This is a genomic window from Pantoea agglomerans (assembly GCF_021397715.1).
Taxonomy (GTDB): Bacteria; Pseudomonadota; Gammaproteobacteria; order Enterobacterales; family Enterobacteriaceae; genus Pantoea; species Pantoea astica.
The window spans coordinates 354837-368168 of record NZ_CP090207.1; the positions used below are offsets into that span (position 1 = coordinate 354837).

At 54.3% G+C, this 13332-nt stretch carries 13 protein-coding genes; 6 read left to right on the forward strand and 7 right to left on the reverse strand.

Annotation, left to right across the window (positions count from 1 at the left end; genetic code table 11):
- The first annotated feature begins 63 nt into the window (after window positions 1-63).
- On the forward strand, window positions 64-1248 hold the full coding sequence (locus tag LZU96_RS01715; protein WP_233986708.1) for an NAD(P)/FAD-dependent oxidoreductase: 1185 nt from the start codon (window positions 64-66) through the stop codon (window positions 1246-1248).
- Window positions 1249-1255: 7 nt separating this feature from the next.
- Here the strand turns inward: LZU96_RS01715 and LZU96_RS01720 are convergent, their stop codons facing one another.
- Complete coding sequence (locus LZU96_RS01720) at window positions 1256-2242, reverse strand: aldo/keto reductase (RefSeq protein WP_233986710.1); 987 nt, start codon at window positions 2240-2242, stop codon at window positions 1256-1258.
- Window positions 2243-2536: 294 nt separating this feature from the next.
- Between LZU96_RS01720 and LZU96_RS01725 the strand changes: the two genes are divergently transcribed.
- Complete coding sequence (locus LZU96_RS01725) at window positions 2537-2734, forward strand: hypothetical protein (protein ID WP_233986713.1); 198 nt, start codon at window positions 2537-2539, stop codon at window positions 2732-2734.
- Between the two features lies 1 nt (window position 2735).
- Complete coding sequence (locus LZU96_RS01730; protein ID WP_233986715.1) at window positions 2736-3563, forward strand: hypothetical protein; 828 nt, start codon at window positions 2736-2738, stop codon at window positions 3561-3563.
- 35 nt (window positions 3564-3598) lie between these two features.
- On the opposite strand, the gene LZU96_RS01735 is transcribed toward LZU96_RS01730, so the two are convergent.
- Window positions 3599-4684, reverse strand: a complete 1086-nt coding sequence (locus LZU96_RS01735; RefSeq protein WP_233986724.1) for a type I restriction endonuclease — start codon at window positions 4682-4684, stop codon at window positions 3599-3601.
- A 325-nt stretch (window positions 4685-5009) separates the two neighbouring features.
- A complete protein-coding gene (locus LZU96_RS01740) occupies window positions 5010-6035 on the reverse strand; it encodes a LacI family DNA-binding transcriptional regulator (protein ID WP_233986725.1) in 1026 nt (341 codons plus the stop codon).
- A 253-nt stretch (window positions 6036-6288) separates the two neighbouring features.
- On the opposite strand from LZU96_RS01740, the gene LZU96_RS01745 reads away from it, so the two are divergent.
- Entirely contained in the window at window positions 6289-6969 is a 681-nt protein-coding gene (locus LZU96_RS01745; RefSeq protein WP_233986728.1) for an SDR family oxidoreductase, read from the forward strand.
- Window positions 6970-6984: 15 nt separating this feature from the next.
- On the opposite strand, the gene LZU96_RS01750 is transcribed toward LZU96_RS01745, so the two are convergent.
- Window positions 6985-8373 (reverse strand): sugar porter family MFS transporter, encoded by a 1389-nt coding sequence (locus tag LZU96_RS01750; protein ID WP_262287780.1) that lies wholly within the window; start codon window positions 8371-8373, stop codon window positions 6985-6987.
- Between the two features lie 271 nt (window positions 8374-8644).
- On the opposite strand from LZU96_RS01750, the gene LZU96_RS01755 reads away from it, so the two are divergent.
- Window positions 8645-9304, forward strand: coding sequence for an epoxyqueuosine reductase QueH (locus tag LZU96_RS01755; RefSeq protein ID WP_233986729.1), 660 nt, complete (start codon window positions 8645-8647; stop codon window positions 9302-9304).
- Window positions 9305-9307: 3 nt separating this feature from the next.
- Here the strand turns inward: LZU96_RS01755 and LZU96_RS01760 are convergent, their stop codons facing one another.
- Entirely contained in the window at window positions 9308-9805 is a 498-nt protein-coding gene (locus LZU96_RS01760; protein ID WP_233986731.1) for a helix-turn-helix domain-containing protein, read from the reverse strand.
- A 351-nt stretch (window positions 9806-10156) separates the two neighbouring features.
- On the opposite strand from LZU96_RS01760, the gene LZU96_RS01765 reads away from it, so the two are divergent.
- On the forward strand, window positions 10157-11179 hold the full coding sequence (locus LZU96_RS01765; RefSeq protein ID WP_233986733.1) for an alpha/beta fold hydrolase: 1023 nt from the start codon (window positions 10157-10159) through the stop codon (window positions 11177-11179).
- Between the two features lie 25 nt (window positions 11180-11204).
- Here the strand turns inward: LZU96_RS01765 and LZU96_RS01770 are convergent, their stop codons facing one another.
- Window positions 11205-12173, reverse strand: coding sequence for a sensor domain-containing diguanylate cyclase (locus tag LZU96_RS01770; protein ID WP_233986735.1), 969 nt, complete (start codon window positions 12171-12173; stop codon window positions 11205-11207).
- 110 nt (window positions 12174-12283) lie between these two features.
- Entirely contained in the window at window positions 12284-13261 is a 978-nt protein-coding gene (gene hemB, locus LZU96_RS01775; RefSeq protein WP_233986737.1) for a porphobilinogen synthase, read from the reverse strand.
- Between the last annotated feature and the right edge of the window lie 71 nt (window positions 13262-13332).

Sequence of the window (13332 nt, forward strand, 5' to 3'; positions counted from 1 at the left end):
GCTGGCGTCTCAGTGAGCAGATCACTACAATCTGCGCCTTTCCGATTAAGTGAGTGAACCGCCGTGGAACAGTTTGACGTTATCATCATTGGAGCCGGTGCCGCAGGGCTGTTCTGTGCCGCCCAGGCCGGACAGCGCGGGCGTCGCGTCTTGCTGCTGGATAACGGCAAAAAGCCGGGACGTAAGATTCTGATGTCGGGCGGAGGACGCTGCAACTTCACCAATCTCTATACTGAACCGGCGGCCTATCTGTCGCACAATCCTCATTTCTGTAAATCGGCGCTGGCGCGCTATACCCAGTGGGATTTTATCGATCTGGTCAATCGTCACGGCATTGCCTGGCATGAGAAAACCCTCGGCCAGCTGTTTTGCGATGAGTCCGCGCAGCAGATTGTCGATCTGCTGATGGCCGAGTGCGAAAAGGGCAACGTGACGCTGCGGCTGCGCAGTGAAGTGCTGAACGTGGCGCGTGACGACAGCGGTTATACCCTGCAGCTGAACGGCAGCACGGTACAGGCGGAAAAGCTGGTGATTGCCAGCGGCGGCCTGTCGATGCCCGGCCTGGGCGCAACGCCGTTCGGCTATAAAATCGCGGAACAGTTTGGCCTCAACGTCTTCCCGACACGCGCGGCGCTGGTGCCCTTTACCCTGCATAAACCGCTGCTGGAACAGCTGCAGACCCTGTCTGGCGTGGCGCTGGAGACCACCATTGACGCGCAGGATGGCACCCGCTTTAAAGAGGCGATGCTGTTTACCCATCGCGGCCTCTCTGGCCCGGCGGTATTGCAGATCTCCAGCTACTGGCTGCCAGGTGAGTTCGTCACCATCGATCTGTCACCCGCGACGCCGCTGGATGCCTTCCTGACCGTCCAGCGTGAGGCGCATCCTAACCTCAGCCTGAAGAACAGCCTGGCGAAAATTCTGCCGAAGCGGCTGGTGGAAGTGTTGCAGACGCTGAAAGTGGTGCCGGATATCACGCTGAAGCAGCTCAACAGCCGGCAGCAGGCGGAGCTGGTCGGGACGCTGCACGCCTGGCGTATTCAGCCCAACGGCACCGAAGGCTATCGCACCGCCGAGGTAACACTGGGCGGCGTCGATACCACCCAACTCTCCTCGAAAACCATGGAAGCGCGGGCCGTACCGGGGCTCTATTTTATTGGAGAGGTTGCAGATGTGACCGGCTGGCTGGGTGGCTATAATTTCCAGTGGGCGTGGAGTTCCGCCTGGGCGTGCGCCCAGGCGTTGTAACGCGCGTTTACCAGCGCTGATGGACGTGAGGCGCGATCTTCTCCTGATAGATCTGCTTCAGCGCCGTCATGGTATCCGCAGAGAGCGCATCGACGTCGCTGGCGCGGGCATTGGCTTCCGCCTGTTGGCGGTTTTTCGCGCCAGGAATCACTACGCTGACATCCTCGTTCATCAGGATCCAGCGCAGCGCCAGCATCGCCATGGTGGTGTCGCCAGTGACATAGCGGCGAATCTCCTCGACCGCCTCCAGCGCCACCTCATACGGCACGCCGGAAAAGGTTTCGCCCTTATCAAACGCTTCGCCATTGCGGTTAAAGGCGCGATGGTCGTCGGCAGCAAACTGGCTGTCTGGCCCCATTTTGCCGGTCAGCAAGCCTGACGCCAGCGGCACACGGGCGATAATCCCGACATTACGCCGCTTCGCTTCACGCAGCAGTAGCTCCGCTGGTCGCTGGCGGAAGAGATTGTAAATCAGCTGAATGGATGAGACGTTCGGAAACTCCAGCGCCTTCAATCCTTCCTCTACCTTTTCCACCGACACGCCGTAGTGACGGATTTTGCCGGCAGCCACCATCTCATCCATTACCGCAAACACCTCCGGGTTGTAATAGACCTCGGTGGGTGGGCAGTGCAGCTGCACTAAATCCAGCGTGTCGGTTTGCAGGTTCTCGCGCGAACGGTCAATAAAGGCGTTGAGGTTGCTGGCGTTATAGCCCTCGGCAACGTGCGGCGAAAGCCGGCGGCCCAGCTTGGTGGCGACAAACGGCCGTTCACCGCCACGCTGATTCAGCACTCCGGCAATAATCTTTTCAGAGCGGCCGTCGCCATAGACATCGGCGGTATCAATAAAGGTGATACCGGCATCAAGAGCAGCATGCAGCGCCGCCTCGGCATCCTGCTGGCTGACTTCTCCCCAGGTCCCGCCAATCGCCCATGCGCCAAAGCCAATTTCGGAGACGCGCTGACCGGTACGACCTAACGTGCGTTGTTTCATCTGAATCTTCCTCAATATGTTGCAGACAGGGTGACCGTCATCGGACAAAGAGTGAGCTTAGCGCTAACCGGCGAGAAAGGGGTGAAGCACGCTCACAGACCGTGCAGCCGGAAAGGGAGAGTTGTCGCTGCCAATCTACTGGTTATATTAGCTATTTCAGCCAATCACGCCGTGTAATGATCGCTAGCCGCTTCGCTAATTAATTGATTTTAAGAAATTTCACCTGAAATTAACCAGGCGAGAGTGTCGTTTCAGTCACATACTTCCTCTTTTAGGCCAGATAAGTGGATCGCCATGTTCAAATTTGTAAAATCGCTGTTTGCCAGCCCCGATAAATTTCTGCAAATCATGACCCGCCAGGATATCAACGACTCTATCGCCGAAGGCGAGCGCATCATTATTGACGAGAACGGCAATATTTCGGTCAACACGCTCAGTGAAGAAGTACACGAAGATTTTGCCCGCCATGTGAATACGTTAAAGGGAGTCTGAGGTGGGTACCGCAATATTCATGGTGTTAATGGTCAGTGGTTACTGGTACACCAGCCGCGATTTAAATAGCCGTTTTAAAATTCGCCGTTCATCGGGCTGGGATGTTTATTTTCTGGTTGCGCTTTATGGCTGTATTTTCGTTCTGCAGGGCGTGTTTGCGACCGGCATCGTCTGGTTACTGCTGCTCGCCGTCTCTGCTATTGCCAATGCGGTACAGATGATCCCCGGCGTCCATCTCAAATGGCAGATGGAGTTTATGAACTGGAGCTTCCTTGGCATCCAGGCACCGATTGTCATCATGCTGGCCTTCGCTATTCTGCTCTGTCTGTATCGCTCGAACTGGGCGGGCAGCGCACGACTCAACGTTTCGGGCCGTAAAGATCTCTATCAGCAACTGTCGCGCTCGAACGGTGTGGAGCAGCTGCTGTTTCAGTGCATGGAAGAGGGCGAGCTGGCGTGGATTACCCTCAAGTCACGCCGCATCTATATCGGCATGGTACACGCCTCGACGTTTGAGTATGAGAGCACCAAAAATATCGTGCTGATCCCGATGCTCAGTGGCTACCGCGACAGTAAAACGCTGAAGCTGGCGGTGGAGCATAATTACAGTAAGTGGTACGCCGAACACGACATCACGCTGGACTCGACGCCCAAAGATGCCATGTCGTTCCGCAAGGTGATCATGGTGGATCAGATTGAGAGCCTGTCGCTGTTCGACCCGGCCAGCGCGACGGCGCTCTCTATGGGCCATCCGCAGGAAGTCGAGAAAAGCCAGGGCAGCGAAGACGGTCAGAGCCCGGATGATCAGAGCCGGGAGCCGCCGCAATAATAATAAGGCCAGGTCAATACCCTGGCCTGTCGCGATTAGCTATATTGCTTCGCCGTTTCTCTCAGCAGATCGGTAAAGTTATAGATATCGTTGAGGGATATTATCGGATGGCGAGTCTCTTTCTTCTCGCCATCAAACATCCCAATATACAACTGGCTGCGGTTAAAATGCAGACGGCAAATAGGTTTCCGATTGTTATCATCGATCAGTATGCCCAGATAGCTTTGCGTATCCCTAAAGGTAATTCGCTGAGGTTCAATAACCTTTCTTATTATTGATTTTACGATGTGGAACCCTTCTATCTCCATTTCGGTGGTAACGATTAAATGCTCTTCTGCTTCGTTTTTCTCACTATGATTTTTTACTACATCGTCACTACTGATTTGAGCGGGGGATGTTGTAACACCCCCACTTATTGCTGACTTAAGCCTTTCATTAATTTGATCATTTAACCACTGCGTAGCGGCCTTTTTAGTCAATACAGCAAACTGTTCTCTGACCTTTTGCGTCAATATTCCATCATAGACACGCGAAGCAAAAAGCTTAACGAAGTCTTCATCGGGTTCACTGAACTGGCGGGAAATCATCTTTTTTAACTGACTGATGTACTTAAGTTCACCTGCTGCGCTAACAATCGATTCGACATCAAAGGCGCTTTTAGTGAGTTTGAGCAGTTCAGGAACCACATGCTCATCAATATCCAGCAGATCCAGTTCTAAAAATGGCTTTTCATCCATTTTATTGGGTGCATCAAGGTCAGTGAAGAATTTATAAATCTGACCATTTGTCAGGATAGAAATGCGTGCGTTAGTAACGTGAAAGTAACGGAAAAGTTGAGAGGCATGTTTAATATTTAACGATTCGCCAATCTTTTTACATTCAATCAGAATCTGAATTTCACCGTTTTTCAATATAGCGTAATCAATCTTTTCACCCTTTTTCGTTCCGACATCACAAATGAATTCAGGAATGACTTCAGTCGGATCAAAGACATCGTAGCCTAATATCTGACTAATAAAGGGCATGACAAAGGCGCTTTTAGTAGCCTCTTCTGTTTGAATAACGGCTGACTGCTGCTGAATTTTTGCTGAAAGTCCATTGAGATTACTGAAAATATCCATAGAGAATCCTGTCTATTGTTCTGACTTTTTTCGAAATTTTGGCTTCATTCACGAATGATGAGGAAGCTGAATGTTGGAACATCTTTTTTTAAAACTTTCAGGGCTTTGGCGGACGATAGTTGTATTGAATTATTCCCTGAATTCAAAACGCCGTATGAAAAATTATCAGAAAAAAAGGAGGTTGGCTATTTAGTGATCGATGAGAGAGGTTTTTTTAAGGGAAGAAGACATAGCAAGATGGGCAATTCCTTTTGGCTGAGCGACCTGCGTGAATACGTTCGAAGCAACGCTAAGTATAAAGTTTGCGTTGCCTCCAGAAGGTATCCTACATTGCTTCCATATTCTCCGCCGTAAACAGCCGGAACGCGACCTTACCTTCCTGATACTCATCCGGCTGATAACCGGTTTCCAGATGGCGCAGCAACAGATCAATCGACAATCGCGCGTGCTGCTGCGCGTGCTGATCCAGCGTGAACGCCACCTCATCGTTCAGCAGCAGCTGGCGGGTTACCGGATAGAGCTCATGGGTGATATAGGTACAGTGGCCCAACAGCCGGTGGGCGCGCAGGGTTTCGCTAACGTCGGTATTGCCCATCCCGGTGTTATAGACGCCCGCTATCGCCTGCGATTGCGTCAGATTGCGCGCCAGCAGGCTGCGAATGGTGTCACGATCATCCTGGCCGAGCAGCACTTCACGCAGGTGACGCTGCGGCGCGCGCTGCGTCATCACCTCACGGAAGCCGGCGATGCGCTGCCGGTGCGCCTGATAATCAAACCGGCCGCTCACCATCACAATATCCCCGGCCTGATGGGCGGTCTTACTCATCAGTAAACCGGCGGTCCGTCCCGCCTGATACTGATCGATACCGACATGGCACAGACGATCGGCGGCGGGCAGATCGGTCACGATGGTGATCACCGGTACGTGACGACTGCGACACAGCGCCAGGGCGCGATAGATCGGCGGCGAGTCATGGGCAAAGACAATAATGCCGTCGCGGGTGGCGCTACGGGCAATAATGCTCTGCGCCAGCTTTTCGGGCTGCGCTTCTGTGACCAGCGTTTTATGCAGTTTAAGCCGCCGGTAGCCGAGCTGGCTGGCGACGTCGCTGAAATGGGCGGTGAGCTGCTGGAAAAATGCGGAGCCGTTGTTGCTGAGGAAGACCTCAATCTGCCACGGATGTTGATACTCCTCCGGCAGCAGTCGTTTGAGACCGGCTTCGCGCGCCGCTTTTAACACCTTGCGGGTGGTCTCCAGCGACACGCCGCCACGCTCGTTCAATACCCGATCGACCGTCGCGATGCCTACGCCCGCCATTTTTGCCACCGTCTCTAAGGTGAGCTTTTTCATTCAGACTCCACGCGAAAAAAGCGGGCGAACATCGCGCCGCCTGCCTGCCAGTCGATATCTTCTAACCGGTTAAAAGTAAAAGATAAAGCGAAACTTTGATGGAAAACCATCAATGAAGCCGAACGGGCCGATCAGCCGCATCAGCTGATGCATTTTACCTGCCGTGCGGTCACCCGACTAAAACGCACATCCGGGCGCTGGCAACGCTGATTTGTCGTTAAGCTAGTAGTGAGATTAACAACGAGGAATGAACATGGCTCAGCAACAGAAAGTGTTAGTGATTGGCGCATCGCGGGGTATTGGCCTGGCGGTGGTACAGGCGTTTGCTGCACAAGGCTGGCAGGTTACGGCCACGCACCGCAGCGGCATCCCGACGCAGGGCAACCCGTCGGGCGTTGACTGGCACGCGCTGGAGATGACCGAATCGTCCTCGGTGCAGCAGCTGGCCGGCCAGCTCGCCGGACAGACCTTCGATGTGATTCTGATTAATGCCGGAATATCCGGGCCGGCGCATCAGAAACTGGCGCAAAGTGACCCTCAGGAACTGGCGCAGCTGTTTATGACCAATACGATCGCACCGGTGCGCAGTGCCGAGATTCTGCTGCCGCTGCTCAGCAAGCAAAAGGGCGTGCTGGCGATCACCTCATCACAGCTGGGTAGCCTGAGCGAAAACCCGCGTGCCGACATGCCGCTCTATTCCGCCAGCAAGGCGGCGCTGAATATGCTGAGCCGGACGCTGGCCGAAGATGTGGAAGCCGTGGCCGGTACGCTGGTGACGCTCCATCCGGGCTGGGTAAAAACAGATATGGGTGGCGAAGCGGCACCTTTAACCGCAGAGGAGAGCGCGGCCGGTATTGTGCAGCAGCTGACCGCCTGGCAGGGCCGCGGCGGCCATCACTACATCGATTACGCCGGTAAAACGCTGCAATGGTAATCGACGACGGGGCGGTTACGCCCCGATATCACGCAGCGCTTTGCCTTTCATCAGGTTGCGTTCGATATGCTCCAGCGTGACATGTTTGGTCTCCGGCACCAGCATCATTGTCACCACAATGAACACCAGATTAAGCGCACCGTAGAACCAGAAGGTGTTGGCGTTGCCCAGCTGATCGAGCATGGTCAGGAAGGTCGCACCGACAATCATGTTACCGACCCAGTTGGTGGTGGTCGACGCGGTGATGCCAAAGTCACGCCCTTTCAGCGGCTGAATCTCTGAGCACAGCAGCCAGATCACCGGTCCGGCAGCCATCGCAAATCCGACGATAAACATCAGCAGCATAGCGATAGCAAAATATTTGCGGAAGTCGGTTTCGACGCCAAGATGCAATAGCGTGCCGAGCACGCCCATTCCCACCGCCATCACCAGAAAGCTGGTGGTGAGCATCGGCTTACGTCCCCAGCGGTCAACCAGGAAGATCGCAATCAGCGTCGCCAGCATATTGACCAGCCCGACGATAACCGTGCCCCACATCTGTTCGCTGGTGCTGGAGAAACCGGCAATATTGAAAATTTTCGGGGCGTAATACATCACCACATTCATGCCGGTAAACTGCTGCATTACCTGCAGCAACATGCCCAGCCACACGGCACGGCGGAAGTTGCTGTTCGAACGAAACAGTGACCAGCCGCGTTGCTTCACCTGCAGACTTTCACGGATCTCTTCCAGCTCCTGCCGCGCCTGTTCGCTGGTATTACGCAGCCGGTCCAGCACCCGCTGTGCCTCATTAAAACGGCCGTGCGCCGCCAGCCAGCGCGGGCTGTTAGGCAGAAACAGCACGCCGATGAACAGAATCACCGCCGGAATGGCGATAATCCCCAGCATCCAGCGCCAGTTGCCAGTGTAGCTAAAGGCCGTATCAGAGAGATAAGCCACCACAATGCCGGTGGTCAGCATCAGCTGGTACATCGAAATCATGGAACCCCGAATACGCTCAGGCGCAATCTCAGCCAGATAGAGCGGGGCGGTGTAAGAGGCGATGCCGACCGCCAGCCCCAGGATCACCCGGGCGCAGACCAGCGATTCGACATCCGGTGACAGCGCTGACCAGAGCGAGCCGATGACGAACAGCGTGGCACCGGCCAGCATACTTTTCTTGCGTCCCAGCTTTGATGACATCCAGCCCGCGCCCAGCGCACCCAGCGCAGCCCCGAACATCATCGAGCTCACGACCCACTCCTGCTGATGGTTAGTGATCTGCAAATCTTTGGCGAGAAACGGCAGCGCGCCGGCAATAACGCCGATATCCAGACCAAACAACAGGCCGGAGAGCGCGGCCATAAAACAGACGAACCAGGTAAAGCGGTTCTGACCCGACGGCGATTTGTTAGTTGCAGCCATGCCTCACTCCTTGCCCTGTGACTTTGTCAGTATTGTTAATGTTATGTAAACATAGTCGATGGCAGTGTGTTACCGGTCACAGTTTAAAACATCAGCGACGTGGCAGAAGGCCGTGGTTGCCCGCCAGAACCCGCTGGCACAGGATCGGCGGCTCAGCACCGCTGTGGGCGCAAGCGCACGAATATCCAAAAACCGGCCAGCCGGGGAAATTTTGCAACCCCCGGCGTGCGCCATTACACTGCAGTTTTTCTGCTAATGATTGAAGGTGCTTATGTCTCAGCCTTATCAGCGCCAGCCGCTGCCCTTACCGGGCGGCCACAAAAAGGTGCTTTTACACTCCTGTTGCGCTCCCTGTTCGGGCGAAGTCATGGAGGCGATGCTGGCATCGGGTATTGAATACACCATCTATTTCTACAACCCGAATATTCATCCGCTCAAAGAATATGAGCTGCGCAAAGAGGAGAATATTCGTTTTGCTGAAAAATTTGGCGTGCCGTTTGTTGATGCCGATTATGACCGCGATGACTGGTTCAAACGCGCGCGCGGTATGGAGTGGGAGCCGGAGCGCGGCGAACGCTGCACCATGTGTTTTGATATGCGTTTCGAACGTACCGCGCTCTATGCGCATGAAAATGGCTTTCCGGTAATGACCAGTTGCCTGGGTATTTCACGCTGGAAAGATATGAAGCAGATTAACCGTTGTGGTGTCCGCGCAGCGGCGGCGTATCCGGATCTGCTTTATTGGGATTTTAACTGGCGTAAAGGCGGCGGATCTTCACGCATGATTGAAATCAGCAAGCGCGAGAGTTTTTATCAGCAGGAATATTGTGGCTGCGTTTATTCACTGCGCGACACCAATCGTCATCGCGTCACGCAGGGTCGTGAGCGGATTCAGATTGGTGTGCAATATTATCAGCCGGACGATCTCTGAACCTCACAGGCTGTGGGAGGATTCAGTCTGGCGATAGTGGTGCGGTGATATCGCAATACGCTGAGTGATTCCACTGCAGCTTTTTTCCGGCGTTCTGCCCTGAGCATAGCTGCATAATGCGCAGGGATTATCGGTCCCGGCTAACTGCTGTCGCGCCGCCTCATCCAGCGCGCGCCGGCGGCAGACGCTGGGCGTACAGCCCATCAGTTGTTTAAACGAGCGGGTGAAAGATTGTTGGCTTTCAAAATGATACTTCAGCGCCAGGCTTATTATCGGCGTGCGGCTGTTTTTTAAATCATTGACACAGGCAGCCAGCTTGCGCTTGCGAATATAACGTGCCAGCGTTTCATCGTGATAACGCGCAAATAATTTCTGCAAATACCATTTGGAATAACCTGCTTTTTCAGCAATATCATCAACGCTTAATCGCTGGTCGAGATTATTATTAATCCACTCAGTGACAGAGACGATCACGCTTTCATTATATTTACTCTCATTCATATCGGCCCCCTAATTTTTGTGCGGGCAGTTTAAAATAATTTATCTTTTGCTGAGCATGACTTGCGTAAAGTTTTATCAGGAAATGAATCTTTATCTCCGATAAAACAGTTTTAATGATCATTTGATAATATAAATAGCGTAATTGTTATTGATGTGTTGAGTGTATTGGTGGGGTTAGTGGTTCGAATAAGCGGAAACCGTAATCTTCATTAAAGGATTTTCTTTCGCTCAAACTGTCCCGTGGTGACGCCAGACGCTGATAATGGAGTCATCATATCGCACAGCCCATCAATACACTTTTCGCCGCTTCATGCCAGGCTTAACCCTCACCTTTAACCTGGAGAACTCTGGATGAGCCCGACATACGCGTTGAAGAAACCGCTTGCCGCCTTGCTCACCTCGCTGACTTTACTCAGCACGGCACCGGCTCTTGCCGCCACCGTCTACGGCGAGCAGCTGGAAGGATTTCAATACCCTTATCCTCTGCAACATTTTAATTTTTCCTCCCAGCAGCAGCCGCTGAGCATGGGCTATATGGATGTGAAACCGGCAAAAAATGCCAACGGACAAACCGTGGTGCTGATGCACGGTAAAAATTTCTGCGGAGCCACCTGGGAAGAGACGATTCGCGCGCTGAGCCAGCAAGGTTATCGCGTAGTGGCGCCCGACCAGATCGGTTTCTGCAGCTCAACCAAACCGGCGAATTACCAGTACAGTTTTCAGCAGCTGGCGGAGAATACCCATCAGTTGCTGACGAAGCTGGCAGTGGAAAAAGCGGTGATTATCGGCCATTCCACCGGCGGAATGCTGGCAACACGCTATGCGCTGATGTATCCGGCACAGACGCAGAAGCTGGTGCTGGTCAATCCGATCGGGCTGGAAGACTGGAAGGCCAAAGGCGCGCCGTGGCGTTCTGTCGATCAGTGGTATCAGCGCGAGCTGAAGCTGAGTGCCGAAGGGATTAAGAAGTATGAACAGCAGACCTACTATGTCGGACGCTGGAAACCGGAGTATGACAAATGGGTCGATATGCTGGCCGGCCTGAACAGCGGGCCAGGACACCAGAGGGTGGCGTGGAACTCCGCCCTAATCTACGACATGATCTTCACGCAGCCGGTATTTTATGAGTTTGGCGATCTGAAAGTGCCCACCACTCTGATGATCGGCACCTCAGACACTACCGCCATCGGCAGTGATATCGCCTCTGCGGCGGTGAAAGCGCGGCTGGGTGATTACAAGGTGCTGGGAAAAGAGACGGCAAAACGCATTCCGGGCGCGCGCTTAATCGAATTTCCGGGGATGGGTCATGCGCCGCAAATGGAAGAGCCGGCGAAGTTTAATCAGACGCTGCTCGACGACCTGGCGCGTCAGTAACCGGTCAGGCGCGCGGCGTCCGACGTTACAGCGCCGCGCGCTTCTGCTTTTTACTGCGGTACATCTGCTCATCGCTGTCATGCAGCAACTGCTCCAGCGACTGCGGCCCGGCCGGATCAAACTCCACCACGCCGCACGAGAAGTGCAGATGATAACGGCGGTTCAGGCTGATCGACTGCTGCGCCAGATAGTGGGCAAACTGCTGCAGCAGCGCTTCAGTCTGCTGCTGTTGCAGGCCGTTGAACAGCACCACAAATTCATCGCCGCCTAAGCGTGCAAACAGATCGGAGTGTTTAAACACCACCTTCATCGCATCAGCAAAATCCATCAGGGCGCGGTCGCCCTCGCGATGGCCGAGTGAATCGTTGATCTGCTTGAACTTGTCGAGATCGAGAAAGGTCAGACAGGCGGGGCGGTTCTTCATCCGGCACTCATTCAGCACCATCTCGCCCAGCGTCATAAAGCCGCGACGATTAGTAATCTGCGTCAGCTCATCACAGGTTGCGGTCTGAAATGCCACCAGTTCCGCTTCAGCCATCGCCGCCAGGTCGCGTAGCGTGGCCCGATCTTCTTCGTCGAACGGGCGTGGCGACCGGCCAATGATGCAAAGCGTGCCCATCTTCGCGCCGCCCGGCGCCCGCAGCGGGCAGCCAGCGTAGAAGCGAATATGCGGCTCACCGGTCACCAGCGGATTATCATGAAAGCGCGGGTCTGCTGCGGCATCTTCGACGATCATGATCTCATCCTGCAGGATGGCATGGCCGCAAAAAGAGATATTGCGCGGCGAACCGGCAGGCTCAAAACCCTGCGCTGACTTAAACCATTGATGATCGGCTTCCAGCAGGCTAACCAGCGCAATCGGCACGTCAAACAGGCGGCGCGCCAGACGGGTTAAACGATCGAAACGCTCTTCCGCAGGCGTATTCATAATGTTCAGCGCACGCAACTGCGACAAACGTTGTGCCTCATCGGCAGCGATCTCAGGTGCTTTCATCGCAGAGCCCTTTATTTTTTTAACTAGAGCCAGGTTCTGGTGTGAGCCTTACGGCAAAGAAAAAAGACAGTGATCGAAGCGATTCAATTCACTGTCTTATTGAGGGGGGATCAGAGCACTTTTTGTTCGGCGAGATCAAGCGCGAAATAGCTGAAAATCAGGTCCGCACCGGCACGTTTTATCGCACCCAGGCTTTCCAGCACCACATTACGTTCATCGATGGCGCCCGCCTGCGCGGCAAATTTGATCATCGCGTATTCGCCGCTCACCTGGTAGGCAGCCAGCGGCAGCTCTGTGCGCTCGCGGATGTCACGCAGGATGTCGAGATAGGCGCCTGCCGGTTTAACCATCAGCGAATCTGCACCTTCAGCCGCATCAATCAGCGATTCACGGATCGCTTCACGACGGTTCATCGGATTCATCTGATAAGTCTTACGGTCGCCCTTCAGCGAGGTGCCTGCCGCTTCACGGAACGGACCGTAGAAGGAAGAGGCGAACTTGGTGGAGTAGGACATAATGGCGGTCTGGGTGAAACCCGCCGCGTCCAGCGCCTGACGAATCGCCTGCACCTGACCGTCCATCGCCGCCGAAGGGGCAATAAAGTCAGCCCCTGCTGCTGCGGCCACGACCGCCTGCTTGCCGAGGTTGATCAGGGTCGCATCGTTATCCACGCCGTGATCGCACAGCACGCCGCAGTGGCCGTGGCTGGTGTATTCACAGAAACAGGTATCGGACATGACAATCATTTCCGGCACCGTCTCTTTGCAGATGCGTGACATCCGCGCCACCAGACCGTTTTCATTCCACGCATCGCTGCCGGTGGCATCGGTATGGTGTGAAATCCCAAAGGTCATCACCGAGCGGATACCGGCTTTCGCGATGCGTTCAATCTCATAGGCAAGACGCTTTTCCGGGATACGCATCACGCCAGGCATCGCCTGAATCGCTTTGTAATCGTCAGCACCCTCTTCAACGAAAATGGGCAGAGCCAGATCGTTCAGGCTGAGGGTAGATTCCTGGAACATTTCGCGCATTGACGCGCTGGCGCGCAATCTTCTTGGGCGCTGGATAAGGGAATAATCAGACATATTCATTCTTACGCAGGTGAAAAAAGTGACAACAGTTTACTCCCTTTGTCTGCGTGGCATGAAGGTTTGTG